The sequence below is a fragment of the Kitasatospora sp. NPDC101176 genome, assembly GCF_044768035.1.
Taxonomy (GTDB): Bacteria; Actinomycetota; Actinomycetes; order Streptomycetales; family Streptomycetaceae; genus Kitasatospora.
Genome location: NZ_JBIWPA010000041.1, coordinates 46328 through 61944 on the forward strand (window position 1 = coordinate 46328; position 15617 = coordinate 61944).

At 74.3% G+C, this 15617-nt stretch carries 14 protein-coding genes; 5 read left to right on the plus strand and 9 right to left on the minus strand.

All coding sequences use genetic code 11. The features are described 5' to 3' along the window. Positions 1-102: 102 nt before the first annotated feature. Positions 103-1221 carry a peptidoglycan recognition protein gene (locus tag ACIRS1_RS35170; RefSeq protein WP_402846445.1) on the minus strand — a complete coding sequence of 373 codons (1119 nt, stop codon included), beginning with the start codon at positions 1219-1221 and terminating at the stop codon, positions 103-105. Between the two features lie 405 nt (positions 1222-1626). Between ACIRS1_RS35170 and ACIRS1_RS35175 the strand changes: the two genes are divergently transcribed. Beyond that, entirely contained in the window at positions 1627-2892 is a 1266-nt protein-coding gene (locus tag ACIRS1_RS35175) for an LAETG motif-containing sortase-dependent surface protein (RefSeq protein WP_402846448.1), read from the plus strand. 326 nt (positions 2893-3218) lie between these two features. Here ACIRS1_RS35175 and ACIRS1_RS35180 read toward each other — a convergent pair whose 3' ends face one another. Both ACIRS1_RS35180 and ACIRS1_RS35185 read right to left on the minus strand, forming a co-directional pair. Continuing rightward, entirely contained in the window at positions 3219-3635 is a 417-nt protein-coding gene (locus ACIRS1_RS35180; protein ID WP_402846451.1) for a hypothetical protein, read from the minus strand. Positions 3636-3680: 45 nt separating this feature from the next. Next, positions 3681-5165: an MFS transporter gene (locus ACIRS1_RS35185; RefSeq protein ID WP_402846453.1), complete on the minus strand. Its 1485-nt coding sequence runs from the start codon at positions 5163-5165 to the stop codon at positions 3681-3683. Positions 5166-5459: 294 nt separating this feature from the next. On the opposite strand from ACIRS1_RS35185, the gene ACIRS1_RS35190 reads away from it, so the two are divergent. Beyond that, positions 5460-6365 (plus strand): MarR family winged helix-turn-helix transcriptional regulator, encoded by a 906-nt coding sequence (locus tag ACIRS1_RS35190; RefSeq protein WP_402846455.1) that lies wholly within the window; start codon positions 5460-5462, stop codon positions 6363-6365. Positions 6366-6502: 137 nt separating this feature from the next. Here ACIRS1_RS35190 and ACIRS1_RS35195 read toward each other — a convergent pair whose 3' ends face one another. Then, positions 6503-6895: an NPCBM/NEW2 domain-containing protein gene (locus ACIRS1_RS35195; RefSeq protein ID WP_402846457.1), complete on the minus strand. Its 393-nt coding sequence runs from the start codon at positions 6893-6895 to the stop codon at positions 6503-6505. Positions 6896-7482: 587 nt separating this feature from the next. Here ACIRS1_RS35195 and ACIRS1_RS35200 point away from each other — a divergent pair. Further along, a complete protein-coding gene (locus tag ACIRS1_RS35200) occupies positions 7483-8283 on the plus strand; it encodes a ferritin-like domain-containing protein (protein WP_402846459.1) in 801 nt (266 codons plus the stop codon). Beyond that, positions 8280-9086, plus strand: a complete 807-nt coding sequence (locus ACIRS1_RS35205) for a ferritin-like domain-containing protein (RefSeq protein WP_402846462.1) — start codon at positions 8280-8282, stop codon at positions 9084-9086. Before ACIRS1_RS35200 ends, ACIRS1_RS35205 begins: the two co-directional genes overlap by 4 nt. Before the next feature lie 178 nt (positions 9087-9264). Here the strand turns inward: ACIRS1_RS35205 and ACIRS1_RS35210 are convergent, their stop codons facing one another. Together ACIRS1_RS35210 and ACIRS1_RS35215 are read right to left on the minus strand one after the other, a co-directional pair. Continuing rightward, on the minus strand, positions 9265-10035 hold the full coding sequence (locus tag ACIRS1_RS35210) for an ABC transporter permease (RefSeq protein ID WP_402846464.1): 771 nt from the start codon (positions 10033-10035) through the stop codon (positions 9265-9267). Beyond that, positions 10032-10766, minus strand: coding sequence for an ABC transporter ATP-binding protein (locus ACIRS1_RS35215; RefSeq protein WP_402846466.1), 735 nt, complete (start codon positions 10764-10766; stop codon positions 10032-10034). The genes ACIRS1_RS35210 and ACIRS1_RS35215 overlap by 4 nt, the downstream gene beginning before the upstream one ends. 69 nt (positions 10767-10835) lie before the next feature. Between ACIRS1_RS35215 and ACIRS1_RS35220 the strand changes: the two genes are divergently transcribed. Beyond that, complete coding sequence (locus ACIRS1_RS35220; protein WP_402846468.1) at positions 10836-11438, plus strand: TetR family transcriptional regulator; 603 nt, start codon at positions 10836-10838, stop codon at positions 11436-11438. A gap of 73 nt (positions 11439-11511) precedes the next feature. On the opposite strand, the gene ACIRS1_RS35225 is transcribed toward ACIRS1_RS35220, so the two are convergent. The 3 genes from ACIRS1_RS35225 to ACIRS1_RS35235 form a co-directional block, all read right to left on the minus strand. Beyond that, entirely contained in the window at positions 11512-12405 is an 894-nt protein-coding gene (locus ACIRS1_RS35225) for a hypothetical protein (RefSeq protein ID WP_402846471.1), read from the minus strand. Between the two features lie 111 nt (positions 12406-12516). Continuing rightward, complete coding sequence (locus ACIRS1_RS35230) at positions 12517-13611, minus strand: hypothetical protein (RefSeq protein WP_402846473.1); 1095 nt, start codon at positions 13609-13611, stop codon at positions 12517-12519. Positions 13612-13793: 182 nt separating this feature from the next. Further along, positions 13794-15530, minus strand: coding sequence for an amidase (locus ACIRS1_RS35235; protein ID WP_402846475.1), 1737 nt, complete (start codon positions 15528-15530; stop codon positions 13794-13796). Positions 15531-15617: the final 87 nt, after the last annotated feature.

Below are 15617 nucleotides of genomic sequence, written 5' to 3' on the forward strand. Positions count from 1 at the left end.
CCGCGTCCCCTGCCCGCACCGGGTCTCCGGGTGCGGGCGGGGGCCGGCAGCGGCGGTTGACGGGCGGTCGGGGGCCGGCCGTCACGTGTGCCCGGTGGGGGCTCAGCCGCCCTGGAGGCTCAGCGCGGTATCGCGGATGTCGGGGAGCTTGGCGTAGAGCGCACCGCCGGGGCACTCGGTGGCGAAGCCGTCGCGGTGGCCGGAGATGGTGTTGAACTCGACGCTCGTGCCACTGGCGTAGAGGCTGGCGGAGGAACCGGAGGTGAGGTGGGTCGCGTCGCCCGCGGTTTGGCCGGTGAGGCCGAGCTTCCAGGCCGAGATCTTCGCCAGGCCGTCCTGCAGGGCCTGCGGCGGCGTGGTCGAGCCGTAGGTGCCGATGGCGGCGATGCCGGAGGAGTTGGTGTTGAAGCCGAGGGTGTGGGCGCCCAGGACGGGCTGGTCGACGCCGCCGGCGCGGCCCTCGTAGATGGTGCCGCAGCGGTCGACCAGGAAGTTGTAGCCAATGTCGCGCCAGCCGTTGCTCTGGACGTGGTAGGCGTAGATCGACCGGATGATCCCGGGGGCGTCGCTGCAGGCGTAGTCGGTCGAGGTCGCCGTGTGGTGGATGAAAGTCACCTTCACGGTGCCGGTGTAGACGAATCCGGACTCGCGGATGGACTCGTCGGCCCCCCAGCCGGCGCGGGTGACGATGCCGGGGCGCGGAGCGGTGCTGGTGGATCCGGCCGGACGCTCGGGCAGGGTCGTGCTCTCCCTGGTGGTCGCCCCCCGCCCGGGGTCGACGAGTTCGACCCGCAGTCCGCGGGGGAGACCGGCGGGGCCTGGGCGAACGTCCACCGCGACGCCGTCGCTGCGGCCGGTCCACAGCGGGGCGGTGGCGCCGCGGGACGCGTCGTCGGGGGCGTCGGTGGCATCGGCCTCCAGCTGCTGCCAGTCGCTCCAGCGGCCGGTGGCGTGGTCACGGGTGCGGACCCGCACGGACCCCTGGGCGAGGGCGTCGGGGGCGCCGTCCCAGACGACGCCGAGGAGTTGGAACGGACGCGTGGCCCGGGGCGCGACGGCACCGCCGGAACCGAGGGCCAGCGAGGTGACGGAACCGCCTCCGGCGGAGGTGCGCACCGAGGCGGAGGGGCTGCTCGAACCGTCCACGGCGGTTGCCACGGGCTGGAAGAGCAGCGCGGTGGTGCAGCCGGCGAGGACGGCTGTCGGGATCGAAAGGCTCATGGAACGGATGGTCACCACGAATCAGCGGCCCCGCATGCCGCCCGGCGGTCGCGCACCGTGACGGATGGCCTCCGGGCTGCGAGGACGAGGCCGAGGAGATCCCCGACCGGATTCACCCGGTCAGGCGGTGGGCGCCCGTTGTCGGCGGGCTCCGGACCGGTCGCGCACCGGCTCCGCGGGGCGGCTCCGTGCGGCGGCGGAGGGTGGTCGGTCCGGGTGACGGCCGGGTCGGGTCGCGGGCCCGCCGCGCGAGCGTGAGCGCCGGATCGGGCCCACCGGGCGGCATGCGCCCGTTAGCCGTACTTCGTTGGGCCGTCGCGGTGACCCTTGCCGCGACGCTCGTCCCCTGCGGGTGGCGGGACCCTGTAGACGGAAGATCCGTTTTGCGGATCATCTGGGAGCACTATGCGTACTCGAATCACCGCCATGGTCCTGTCCGGGCTGACCTCGGCCGCCCTCGTGTGGGGCACGGGCGGCGTCGCCTACGCCTCGCCCGTCGCCGACCAGGGCCCGGCGGCGGCCCAGGGCGAATGGGTCGCCAGCCTGCTGCGCATGGCCGAGGAGGGCGGCACGTCGGCGGGCGGCGCCTGGGGCTTCACCGGCCGCAGCGACCTGAGGGCGGAGCCGGTCGTCCGCACGGCCGACGGGGGCGACGAGGCGGAGGCGGCGACCGCCGACGGGACGGAGACCGAGCGGATGCAGGCGGACGGGGCCGCCGGATTCGGCCAGCAGGCCGAGGAGGGGGAGCGGACCGCGGAGCAGGCGCCGACCACGCTCTCCTCGCAGAAGGGAGCGGGTGAGGGCGAGAACTGCGCCGGCCCCGGCCACGAGGGCCACGGGCACATCGGCGGCCCCGGCCCCGGCGAGTGCCACTGCCTCCCCGACGTCCCGCCCGGACACGGGGACCACGGGGACCACGGCGACCATGGGGAGCACGGCGACCACGGTGACCATGGTGACCACGGGGAGCACGGCGACCACGGTGAGCACGGCGACCACGGGGATCATGGTGACCATGGTGACCATGGTGACCATGGTGACCACGGGGACCACGGGGACCATGGTGACCACGGCGAGCACGGTGACCACGGGGGTCAGGAGCAGGGCCAGGGCCAGAGTGGTCAGCAGAACCAGAACCAGGGGCAGGGCCAGAACCAGAACCAGGGTCAAGGCCAGGACCAGGGCCAGAACTCCAGCCAGAACCAGGGCCAGGACCAGCACGTCGACGTGAACGTCATCGTGCAGAACTTCGTGGCCAACTACCTCAACAACAGTGCCAACAACAGCGCCAACAACAGCGCGAACAACAGCGCCACCAGCAACTCGAACAACTCCGCGCAGAACAGCGCCCAGAACACGGCGCTCAACCACCAGTCCGCCAAGCAGAACAACAACCTCTCCAACCAGCAGAACGCGCTCAACCTGAACAAGATCAAGCTCGTCGCGCAGGAGGAGGGTTCGGGCCGTCCGCCCCACAAGCAGCCCCACGGCGGCGGCCACGAGTCGACGCCCGGCCACCACGGCTCGGGGCACGAGGAGCACGCCGGGCACCACCACGGCGAGCTGGCCGAGACCGGCACCTCGTCGAGGACCCCCGTCCTGCTCGGCCTCTCCGCCGCGTTCCTCGCGGCCGGTGCGGCCGCCGTACGGCTCAGTCGGCGCCGCGCCTGACCGGTGCCGCGCCGCGGTCCGCGTAGCGGGCCGAGGGCGAGCGTGACGACGGGCCCCGCCGGGCAGGTGTCCCGGCGGGGCCCTGTCGTGCGCGGTCGACTCTCCGGCCCGTCGAAGCCGACCTCCTGACGGAACGTCCGTCCCGGCGGTTGACGTGACGGATGGACGACACCGCCCTGGTGGGCCGTGCGCAGGACCTGGGGCGGCTCACGACCTCCTGGCCGAACTCCCTTACGCCGGTGGGGCTCCGGTGCCGTCGGAGACGCCGGGATCCGCGCGCCCGGGCCGGTGGGGCAAGCGGCGTGCGGATCCCGTGGGTGGTGCCCTCAGGAGGCGTCGAGGAGGGCGGTGATCTTGGCGGCCATGGCGGCCTGGGCCGGGTTGGGGCGGGGGCGGGCCTGCCGGGCGGCGTCGATCGCGGTGGTGAGGACGGCGCGGAAGTTGTCGGTCTCGTCGGGAGCCTTGGCGTCCAGCAGGGCGAGGGAGCGGCGGACGGCGTCGAAGACCTGGTCGGCGATGTCGGCGGTCGACCTGCCGTCGAACTTCAGGCCCTTGGGCTTCGCGGCCAGGACGCGTCCGACCAGGCCGGTCGCGGAGGTGATGGCCTTGCCCGCCGCCATGCCGGCCCTGGTGGAGGAGATCGCGCCGGGGTCGGAGACGGCCATCAGGCAGACGACGCCGTGGGCGGCGGTCTGCAGGGTGAGTTCGTCGTCGGCGGTCAGGGTGCCGGGGGTCTTGTCCATGGTGGTCTGCCTTCTGTGGGTGCTGTGCGTGCTGTGGGCGAGTGGTCAGTGAGCGGCGGGCAGGGTGTCGGCCGCTGCCTCGTCCTCGTCGTCGCGGGCGTCGTGGTGGGCCAGTCGGCTCGCGGGCAGGAACAGGCCGGCGAGGGCGGCCAGCAGGTAGCCGGCGGTGCAGACCAGGGCGCCCGCGAGCAGGGCGGTCCGTAGGGCGGTGGGGTCGAAGCCGTCGTGGGTCCGGCCGAAGAACACCACACCGGTGACGGCGACCCCGAGGGCGGCGCCGAACTGCTGGAAGGTGCTGTAGACGCCGGAGGCGGCGCCCGCGTCGGGCCCGGCGACGGTGGCGAGCGCGAGGTCCACGAGCGGGACGACGAGGAAGCCGAGGCCCAGGCCGGCCAGCGCGAGCGGCCCCAGCAGGTCCCAACCCGACAGGCCCGCGCCGTGGGAGTCGATCACTTGGCGTGCCCAGAGGATTCCGCCGGCCTGCATCAGCGCGCCGACGACCACCAGCGGCTTGCCCACCGTCCGGGCCAGCGGCACGGAGGCGCCGGAGCCGAGGAAGGCGCCCGCGGTGAAGGGCAGCAGCGTCAGTCCGGAGGCGATGGCGGAGAAGTGCAGGCCGAGCTGCAGGTACAGGGCGAGGACCAGGAAGAAGCCGGCCATGGCGCCGGAGAAGCACAGTTGGACGATGCTGCCGGCGGTGAAGCCGCGGTCGGCGAACAGGTGCATCGGGGCGAGCGGCGAGCCGTCGCGGCGCATACGGCGCCGCTGGTCGGCCACGAAGACGGCGAGCACCGGCGGGGCGGCCGCGAGCATGGCCGTGATCCACCCGGGCCAGCCGGCCTCCCGGCCTTCGACCAGCGGGAAGACCAGCAGGAAGAGGCCCGAGGACGCCAGCAGCAGCCCGGGGACGTCCAGCCGCAGCGGGTGCGCGGAGCGGGTGTCGGGCACCCAGAGGAGGGCGGCCACCAGCAGGGCGAGGCCGATCGGGACGTTGATCACGAAGATGCCGCGCCACCCGATGCCGAAGGCGTCGGCGGAGACGAGCCAGCCGCCGAGGAGGGGGCCGGCGACGGCGGCCATGCCGGAGACGGCGCCGATGATGCCGAGGACGGCGGCGCGTTCCCGGGGCTTGAAGAGGGCCTGCACCGAGGCCAGGACCTGGGGGACCATGAGCGCGGCGAAGGCGCCCTGGACGACGCGGGCCGCGACGAGGGTGTCGCCGCTGGTGGCGAGGCCGGCCGCCAGCGAGGAGGCGGTGAAACCGGCCACGCCGGCGACGAACACCCTCCTGCGGCCCAGGATGTCGCCCAGGCGCCCGCCGGTGATCAGGACGACGGCGAAAGCGAGGGTGTAGCCGCCGACGACCCATTCGAGCTGGCCGGGCGTCGCGTGGACGTCCTCCTGGATGGCGGGCAGGCCGACGTTGACGATGGTGGCGTCCAGCAGGTCCATGAAGGAGGCGACGATCAGGACGAGCATCGCCAGGGCGCGGCGGCGGTGACCGGGCGGGGTGGGCGCGGGGGTGGTCACGGGCGGGGCGCCAGTGGGTAGGGGGGTGCGGTGTTCGGACACGGTTCTTCCTCGATCCCTGCGGTGAACGGTGACTGGACGCGGCTGGGCGGCGGTCGGTCCGGGTGGTGCCGGACGGGCGCTGGTGTCGCTACGGGCGGGCGGGCCCTCGGTGTGAAGTCGGGCGTCCGGGCGTCTGGTGGTGGAGGGTCCGGCGGCGGGCATGGCGGTGCCGGCGCCGCAAAGTATTTCGTTCGGACGAAAGAAGCATAGCAACTGCTTCGGCGCACCGAAACAGTTTGCTAGTCTGGGATCATGACCTCCACCGACCGGCCCTCGCGCGGCGAGCTGATGGCCCGGCTGCACACGGCCGGCCGGGAACTCAGCACCGCCGCAGTGATGTTCCACACCGCCCTCGCGCAGCTGCACGGGCTGAGCGCCACCGAGGAGAAGGCCATCGACCTGCTCCAGCGCCTCGGCCCGTTGACCGCGCGCCAGCTCGGCGAACAGTCCGGGCTGGCCCCCGCCTCCGTCACCGGACTCGTCGACCGGCTCCAGCGCAAGGGCTTCGCCCGCCGCGTGCCGAACCCCTCCGACGGCCGGAGCGTCCTCATCGAGGCCGCCGAGGGTCCGACGGAGGCCCTGGCCCCCCACTTCGCGGACTGGACGGTCGCCCTCGACGGGCTGTGCGCGCGCTATGACGACACCGAACTGGCCGCCATCGTGGACTTCCTCGGCTCGGCCGCCGCCCTCCAGCGCGAGGCGACCACCCGGATGACCGCCGCGAGCCCGGGGCGGGCCGCACCCGTGGCCGAGACGGTCCTCGGCCGCGGCGAGAAGCTGACGCTGCAGACGGCGGCCCACGGCGTGGTCGCCCTGATGGCCGCCGCCGACCCCGGGGCGTTCTCCTCCGCCCGGGCGGGCATCGCCGGCGGCAAGGCGCTGTCCGCCGCGACCGGGCTGGTCGGCCGCGTTCTCGCCGAGAAGCCCAAGGGCATGAAGCTCGGCGGGAAGTCCACCGCCGACCTGGCCGACCAGGTCTTCCCCGCCCTCGCGGCCTCCGTCGCGCTGCTCCGGGACGTCGACCCCGCGGAGGCCGAGAACTTCCGTGCCGTCATGCGGATCGCCGTCGAGGCCGCGCTGCAGACCCGCGACGGCCGGAGCCCCGCCATGGCGGCCATGGCCGCCAAGATCGCCGCCGCCCTCGACGACGGCGACTGACACCGGCGAGGGGCGGGCGACACCGTCGACCTCCGCACTCCCGGAGCTTCACGACACCGTGGGGCTCCGGGCCGGGAGGCCTGCCGCGGCTGCTCACAGCGGCCGGGTCGGACCCGTCGAGTCGTGCCCGGACGGTGCTAAGGGGCCGAGCCGGCGCGGGTCAGGACCGGATCGCCCACGGCGATGAGGGCCTGCCCGCAGTAGCCGTCGGACGTGTAGGCGATGCGGAGTCTGAGCACGCCCGTCACGTCCACGGAGATCGGCACGCTGTCGCCCAACGTGACGTTCTGGCGGCTGAGTTCGTGGTCGTCGCCGTAGACGGTGACGCTTCCGCTCCGGCCCTTCGAGCTGTCCTCGATTCCGACCGTGGTGGTGAGCTTCGACCACTCCTTGCTGAGGTTGAACTCGATCCCCCCACCGGACTTGCAGTACACGTCCCCGGTGACCAGCGAGTTCTGGTAGGTCTTCCCCGCTATCGCGACCTTCGCCCGGGAGAGGTCGCAGTAGCAGTTGATCGGGGGGAGGACCATGAGGGACTGGTCCGTCGCGGATGGTCGTTGCGGCGCAGGCCCGGTGCCGGACGGAGTGTCCGGCAGCGCGGGGGCCGTCACCGTCCGCGTGACCGTGACCGTCGGGCCCGGCACGGTCTCGGTGGCCACCGCGCTGGATGCGGTGGGGGAGTGCACCACCGCTGGCAGGCCGAGGAACCCGATGGCCAGCCCGGCCACGCCCGTCAGCGCCGTGACGACGGCGGCGAACTCGCTCCACCGCCCGCCGGAGGCCGCCGGGGGCCGAGGCGGATGCGGGGGAGCCGGTGGAACCCTGCCGCTCTCGTGAGCGTCGCCTGACGGAATGCTGCTCATCGGCCCCCCGGTTGAGTCGAAGAGATGATGACACGGCCCGTGGGGCGGGGAAAGGGTGCCGTCGGCCTCCTCCGGGCGCCTGCGGGTCGCGGGGCTTGGGGGGAGCCGGCCGTCAAACCCCCGTCCGATCTCACCCGCACGGGTGAAATGACGGGCCGTTCGGGTCCGGTGACCAAGCCGGTGAGGGGAGGGCGCCGAAGGCCGGACGGAAGTGCCCGGCAACCGGCCGGGCGGACGAGCCGAGACGGGACCTGATGGCCAGCGAGCACATCGACACCCGGCTGCTGGAAGAACTCACCGAGCAGTCACAGGACTTGAACAGCGACGCGATGCGGATCACCCGCGGGTCGCTGACCGACTTCGAACAGGGCGCGCAGCCCGCACGCCGGTGGTGGCAGCGCGGGAGCGCGCTCGCCGGCCTGGCCGGGGCCGCGGGGCTGGTCGGCGTGGCGCGGGCGGTGGCGGCCTCCCCGTCCGCGACGGCGTCGGCGGACGACATCATGGCGCTGCAGACCGCCGCGTCGATCGAGAACCTGGCGGTGAGCGTCTACCAGACCGCCGCCGGACTGCCGTTCATCAAGGACGGCAACAAGACGGTCGCGGCGTTCATCGCCAAGACCACCGAGCAGCACCAGGCCCACGCCAAGGCCTTCAACGCCGCCGCGACCGCCGCCGGCGGCCAGGCCCAGAACAACCCCGACCCGAAGTACAAGGCCGTCGTCGACCAGGCGCTGCCCACCATCAAGACGCCGGCCGACGTGGTGAAGCTCGCCATCACGCTGGAGGACGTCGCCGCCCAGACGTACACCAAGAACGTCGGCCAGGTGAGCAACGCCGACCTGCGCAAGCTCTTCGCCTCCGTCGCCCCGGTCGAGGCCCAGCACCGGGCCGTGCTGCTGGCCGTCCAGGCGCTGCTGGCGGGCAACGCCGCCGACCTGATCACCATCCCCGTCGACCCGGCGAAGCTGCCCGCCGCCGCCGGGAGCGTCGGCTTCCCCGACGCGTTCTACAAGACCGACAACGCCTCCCCGATCACCGAAGGGGCCGTCCAGTGACCGCCGACCGCACCTGGCAGCCCGCCATCGCCGAGGCCGAACTCGCCCGCCTGACACGGGACATGGACGACGCCCACCGCGCAACCCTCCCGCTGATGCACGCGACCGGTGCCGAGCTGACGGAGGAGCTCCGCGCCGCGGGGCAGGCCGACGCGGGGCGGCGCCGCTTCCTCGTCGGCGCGGGCGGGGCCGCCGCCGCCCTCGTCCTGGCGGCCTGCTCCAGCAGTAAGAGCGTCACCAGCCCGGCACCCACCAGCCCCGCCTCCCCGACGCCCGGCTCGCCCTCGGCGTCCGGGCAGTACACCGGGGACCTGAAGGTGGTGGCGCTGGCCACCGCGCTGGAGAACCAGGCCGTCGTCGCCTACCAGGCGGCGCTGGACGCGGCCAAGGCCGGCAAGCTCGGCACGGTCCCCCCGGCGGTGGCGAACTTCATCACCACCGCGCAGTCCCAGCACGCCGACCACGCCAAGGCCTGGAACGCCGTCCTCACCGGTGCCGGACTGCCCGCCATCACCGGCGTCCCGCTGTCCAACCAGCCCGACACCCTCGCCGCGCTCGGCAAGGCCGCCTCCGTCGGCGACGTCGCCAAGCTGGCCCTCCAGCTGGAGAACCAGGCCGCCCAGACTTACCTCTTCGCGACCTACAACGTCACCAGCCCCGCTGGGATCGCCACCGCGGCCAGCATCGCCCCCGTCGAGGCCATGCACGCGGCGATCCTCAACTACGTCCTCGGCCAGTACCCCGTCCCCGACGACTTCCTGCCCACCGACAAGGCCGCCAGCCCCGCCCTCCTCACCGTCTGACCCACCTCCCCCGAGCAGGCGCGCGCCCGGACCCACCGGAACCGACACCCCCCGGCCACCCCGGGCGCGCGCCCCTTCCAGTGGGTGAACCCGACGCCTCCGCCCGCTGGTTCGCCCGCGATGACGGACCTCGGCCCACCCGCCCCGAGCCTTCGGGGCCGGGTGGGCCCGCGCTCGGCTAGGGGGTGCGGCGGCGGAGGGTGGCGGCGCCGAGGGCGAGGGCGAGGAGGGCGGCGCCGGTGACGACGGCGAGGTCGCGGGCGACGGCGGGGTCGGCGGTGGCGGTGGTGGTGAGGCGGGTCATCGCGTCGACGGCGTAGGAGAGCGGCAGGACGTCGGAGATCCAGCGCAGGGCGGTGGCCATGCCGTCGCGCGGGACGAAGAGCCCGCACAGGAGCAGCTGGGGGAGGAGGACCGCGGGCAGGAACTGGACGGCCTGGAACTCCGTCGAGGCGAACGCCGACACCAGCAGGCCCAGGGCCATGCCGAGCAGACCGTCGGCGACGGCGACGGCGAAGACCAGCCAGGTGGGGCCGGCGATGTGCAGGTCGAGCGGGCCGAGGGCGAGCGCGGTGGCGAGCGTCGCCTGGAGCAGGGCGACGAGGCCGAAGGCCACGGCGTACCCGAGCAGGAGGTCGAGCCTGCCCAGCGGCATGGTGAGCAGCCGTTCCAGGGTGCCCGTGGTCCGCTCGCGGAGCATGGCGACGGAGGTGACCAGGAACATCACGAGCAGCGGGAAGACGCCGAGCAGGGCGGGGCCGATCCGGTCGAAGGTGGCCGGCTGGGCGTCGAACATGTACGTGAGCAGGACGAGCAGCAGGCAGGGGACGACCAGGAGCAGGGCGACGGTGCGCGGGTCGTGGCGCAGCTGGGTGAGGACGCGGCGGGCGGTGGCAAGGGTGCGCCGCAGGGCGGGCGCCGCCGGGGGCCGGGGGTGTCGGGTGTTCATCTGGCGGCCTCCACGAGCTCCAGGAACGCGCTGTCGATGTCGGGTGCGCCGGTGGCGCGGAGCAGTTCGTCCGGGGTGTCGTGGGCGATCAGACGGCCCTCGCGCATCAGGAGCAGGCGGTCGCAGCGGGTGGCCTCGTCCATGACGTGGCTGGACACCAGCATGGTGGTGCCGGCGTCGGCGAGGCGGCGGAAGAGCTGCCAGAGGTCCGCGCGGAGCACCGGGTCGAGGCCGACGGTGGGTTCGTCGAGGATCAGCAGCTCGGGGGCGCCGAGGAGGGCGGCGGCGAGCGAGACGCGGGCGCGCTGTCCGCCGGAGAGGCGGTCGGTGACGTGCTGCTCGTGGCCGGTCAGGCCGACCAGGGCGATCACCCGGGCGGGGTCGGTGGCAGGTGCGTCGAGGACGGCGGCGAAGTAGGCGAGGTTCTCGGCGACGGTGAGGTCGCCGTAGACGGAGGGGGCCTGGGTGACGTACCCGACGCGGTGGCGCAGGGCGGGGCTCCCGGCCTCCAGGCCGAGCACCTTGACCCGGCCGGCGGCGGTGCGCTGCACGCCGACGACGGAGCGCAGCAGGGTCGTCTTGCCGCAGCCGCTCGGGCCGAGCAGGCCGGTGATGGTGCCGCGGGCGAGGTCGAGGTCGAGGGCGTGGAGGACGGTCCGGCCGCCTCGTTCGACGGTCAGGCCGGTGATCCGGATGGCGGGGGCGTCCGGCCCCGCCGAGGAATTCATCATGTGATGAGTTTTGCGCCGGGGGAGGGTGCCGGTCAAGTGCCGCGCGCCCGCTCCGGGGACAATGGCCCGGTGAGTGGCGAGGGGAAAGAGCGGAAGCGGGTCGGCCGGCGCCCGGGCGGCGAGGACACCCGGGGCGCGGTGCTGGCGGCCGCGCGGGCGGAGTTCGGGGCGCGTGGGTACCAGAAGGCGAGCATGCGGGCGATCGCCCGGGCGGCCGGGGTGGACGCGGCGCTGCTGCACCACTACTTCGGCACCAAGGACCGCCTGTTCCTGGCGGCGCTGGACTTCCCGGTGGACCCGCGGGTCGTCGTGGAGCAGGTGCTCGCGGGGGAGCGGGACCGCGTCGGCGAGCGGGTGGCCGCCTTCGTCCTGGGGCTCTGGGAACAGCCGGCCGTGCGGGACCGGCTGCTGGCACTGCTGCGCACGGCGGCCGCCAGCGAGGAGGTCGCGGCGCTGGTGCGGGGCTTCATGGTCACCGAGCTGGTGGGCCGCCTGGCCGGTGAACTCGACCTGGAGAATCCGGAGTTGAGGGTGGAGCTGGTGCTGTCGCAGATCGTCGGACTGGCGATGGCGCGCTATGTGATCCAGGTGGAACCGCTCGCCTCCGCGCCCGTGGACCACGTCGCCCCGCTCCTGGCCAGGACCGTCCAGGGATACCTGGCCGTGCCCTGAGGGGCCTCGGCCGGAACCAGCCGCGCCCGCCGCGCCCGCCGCGCCCGCCGCGGACGCGGCGGTCCCGATCCCGTCAACCGGTGCGGGGGTGGCGCGTCGCCGTGAGCAGCCCCTGGCGTTCCCAGCGGAGGACCGCCTCCGAGGACTCGGGCCCGAAGACCGCGTCCACGCTCACGCCGATGCCCAGGTCGGCCGCCCGGCGGGCGAGTTCCGGCCCGTAGGCCAGACCGGGGCCCGCGATCCGGTCGGTGGCGAAGGCGGCGAGGCGGACGGTCGTCCGGCTGCCGGTGTACTGCGCGTGCAGGCGGGCCAGATCGGCGGGCCACTGCCCGTCCCAGGCACCGACGTGCGGGCCCCTCGCGGCGTGCACGCCCCGGATGCCGCTGTCGACCAGGGCACGGACGGCGGCGTCGGAGTGGGCGGCGCTGCGCGAGTTGTGCGAGAAGTCCGGCATCGTGGTGATTCCCGCGTCGACGGCGGCCAGCGCGGCCAGCCTGGTGCCGACGTACATGTCGTGGGGCCGGTAGACCGGGGCGAGCCCGGCGAGCGTGGTGGAGACGTACCCGGCGAGGTCGTTCACGTCGGGCATGGTCCGGCGCAACTGGGCCTGCCAGGCGTGGCGGTGGGTGTCCACGAAGCCGGGCGCGAGGATCGTCCCGGTGGCGTCGACCACGATCGCGTCCGTCGCGGCCCCGCGGGCCCGGAGGTCGGTGCCGACGGCGCTGATGGTGCTGCCAGACACCAGCAGGTCGCCGACGTCGAGGGTGCCCGGCGCCGGGTCCATGGTGAGGACGGTGGCGCCGGTGAAGAGGATGCGGCGCCCCGGGTCGGCGGCGGTCCGGCGGAGCCGCTCCAGGAGGGGGCGGCGGGCGGTGTCGGTGGGGCGGTGGACGGCACGCGCGCCGTCGGCGCCGACCGACGGGCCGGCGTACGGGTCGGCGTGCGGGGGGAACTGATCGCTGCTCATGGCGACTCAACCTGGCAGCCTCCGGGGAGGGCCTCCAGGCTGCGCCGTTCCTGGGTGCGCCGCACCGTGGATCAGGGCTTCGGCCCGGCCGCACGCGGATCCGTGGTTCCCCTAGGGCTGGTCGAGGCCCGCCGGCGCGGTGCGGAAGGCGGGATAGCGGGGGAGCGGAGCCACGGTCCACTCGCGGGCGGCCTTGTCCAGCAGGTTGCGCACGGTCCGGGCGAAGGCCGGGAACCCGTCGACGGTGCTCGCGACCTGCCAGCGGTTCCGGAGGACCTGGCGCCTGGTCGCCACGGGGCGCCGGGTCCTGTGCATGGGACCGTCCTCTACCGTGCGCGGCAGCAGGCGCACGGTCGCGTTCACCGTCCAGAGCACGACGGCCTGCCGCATCCCGGCCCGCCACACCGTGTCCTCGGCCAGCGCCGGGTAGACCGGGACGACTTCCGCCCGGTAGGCCTCCTCGGCCTTCCGGGCGGTCTCCGGCGGCAGGGTGAAGACGCACCAGCAGGTGGAGAACGGCATCCGGCAGTACGCGGCCGTCAGGAACACCGACTGGTAGCAGGCGGCTTCGAAGTCGATCAGCCGCAGCCCCCGCGGCGTCAGCAGGTTGTTGTCGGGGCAGGTGTCGCCCGGGGTGAAGGCCGGGTACTCCTCCCCGCCCGCCGTTCCGATGCGGGCGAGTTCCGCACCGAGCCCCGCGGGCACCTCGACTCCGGCCGCGTCGAGCAGCGCGGGCAGGGCGGCCGCGTCCCGTGCGATCCACGGCTCGTCGTCCCAGGAGGTCGTCCCCGTGCCGTACCGGGCCCACGACTTCCGGAACTCGTCGCGTCGGTGTGCGGACTTCGCGGCCAGCCGCCCGAGCTCGCGGGCCCAGGCCACCAGGCCGTCCTCCGCGGCCTTCCGGTCGCTTCCCAGCAGCACGTCCGCCAGCGTCGGCGCGTCGCCGAGGTCCGCCATGACCAGCAGCGGGGCCTTCGGGTCCGCGCCGAGCAGCTCGGGGCCGGCCAGGCCGAAGGAGAGCCCGGCGGCCTCCGCGGCGAAGCACCGCCGGGCCTCCGGTCCTTCGGTGTAGGCCTTGACGATCACGCTGCCGCCGGAGGCGGTCCGGCAGCGCAGCACGGTGCTGCGCCGGCTTCCGCCGAGGTCGACGGGTGCGGACAGTCCGGTGTCCAGGAGTTCTGCAGCGGCGCGCACGATCGAGTCCACGCGGGCATCCTGCCAGTTCGCCCGCGCGGCTCGCGCCGGTGGGCGGTTCCGCTCCCGGCCTGCTCCGTCCGCCCCCGGGCGCGCGCCATCCCCCGGATCCCCGTTCCGGGGTCGACCGCCGCCGCGGTGACCCCGGAACGGGGGCGTCTGCCGGCCTTTCCGGGCCGGCAGGTCACTGCGCCCTACTCGGCGGCCAGCCGCGGGGTGCGGGTCGGCTCCGTCCGGCGGTCGCCCGTCGCCTCGAAGGCCGCGGCGAGGGTGAGCAGGGCGTTGTCGTCGTAGGCGCGCCCGGCGAAGGTGAGCCCGACGGGCATGCCGGTGTCCGGCATGGTGCCCATGGGCACGGTCACGGTCGGGATGCCGAGGTGACGGGGCACCAGGTTGCCGTTGGCGACCCAGACGCCGTTGCGCCAGCCGAGGTCGGCGGAGGCCTCGGACACGTCCATGTCGGCGGGGCCGACGTCGGCGACCGCGGGGAACACCACGGCGTCCAGGCGCAGGTCGTCCATCCACAGCTCCAGGTCGACCCGGCGGGTCTCCTCGAGGCCCCGCAGCCCCTCCTCGAGGTGCGGCATGTCGGTGAACGAGGCGTACGGGCGCTCGCGCACGAAGCGCGGGTACTCGACGATGGTGTCGTCGAAACCGGCGTAGCGGTCCGGGAGTTCGCCCTGCTGCTTGGGCCAGATCCGGTCGCCGTCGACCTCGGTCAGGGTGGCGAGCGCCGGGTCGCCGTTGGCCCGCAGGAAGTCGTCCCACGCCCAGGCGGAGAGGTCCTCGATCTCGACCTTGAGGAAGTCGGCGCCGACCAGGCCGCGGGTGGAGAGCGAGGGGGCGCCGGGGCGGTCGGACTCGTAGTTGGACACGACGGGGAAGTCGACCTCGACGACCTCGGCGCCGGCCGCCTCCAGGTCGCGGCGCGCGGCCTCCCACCGGTCGATCACCGAGGGGCGGGTGTCGATGCGCTGGCCGGTCTGGCCGCCGATGCCGCCCTCGGGGTTGGTGCCGGCCTCGAGGTCGGCGTTGATGTACATCCGGGGGACGCCGACGCGCTTGCCGGCGAGCGCGGCGCGGGCCGCCTGCGCGTCCGCGGGGGCGAGCGCCGGGTACGAGGTGGGGCGGACCTGCGACGGGGCGGGCAGCTGCACCCACGGCTGGGCGCGCCACAGGTCGCCGCGGGTGTCGTGGTCGTCGGCCACGATGACGTCGAGCAGCTCGAACAGGTCGGCCATCGTGCGGGTGTGCGGGACGACGACGTCCATGGTCGGCACCAGCGGCCAGTTGCCGCGCACCGAGATCACGCCGCGGCTGGGCGTGTAGGCGCACAGCGCGTTGTACGAGGCGGGCGCGCGGCCCGAGGACCAGGTCTCCTCGCCGAGGCCGAAGGCGCCGAAGGACGCCGCGGTCGCGGTACCCGAGCCGTTGGACGAGCCGGAGCCGTAGGCGCTGGTCAGCCAGTCGGCGCTGTACGGGCTCTCCGCGCGGCCGTACACGCCGCGCTGCATGCCGCCGTTCGCCATCGGGGGCATGTTGGTCAGGCCGATCAGGACGGCCCCGCCGGCGCGCAGCCGCTCGATGGCGAAGGCGTCGCGCTGGGCGACGAGGTGCTCGAAGGCGGGCGAACCGGCCGCGGCCGTCAGGCCCTTCGCGAGGTAGCTGTCCTTGGCGGTGTACGGGATGCCGTCCAGCGGGCCGAGCGTCTCGCCGCGCGCGCGGCGGGCGTCGGAGGCCTCGGCCTCGGCGCGGGCCTCGGGGTTCATCACGACCATCGCGTTGAGCGCGGTCGCGGTGCCGGGCCGGTCGTACGCGTCGATCCTGGCGAGGTAGGCGTCGAGGAGCTCGACCGCGGTGGTCTCGCCCTTCTCCAGCGCCGCGCGCAGAGCGGCGATACAGGTCTCCACAACGTCGAATCGGCGCGTCATTCGGGTGCCTCCTGGAGGGTTCGGGTCGTACGGGCGGACCGGGGGACGTCGCTGCGGCCGGCCGCGTATGCGGGGCCGTCGCGCGTC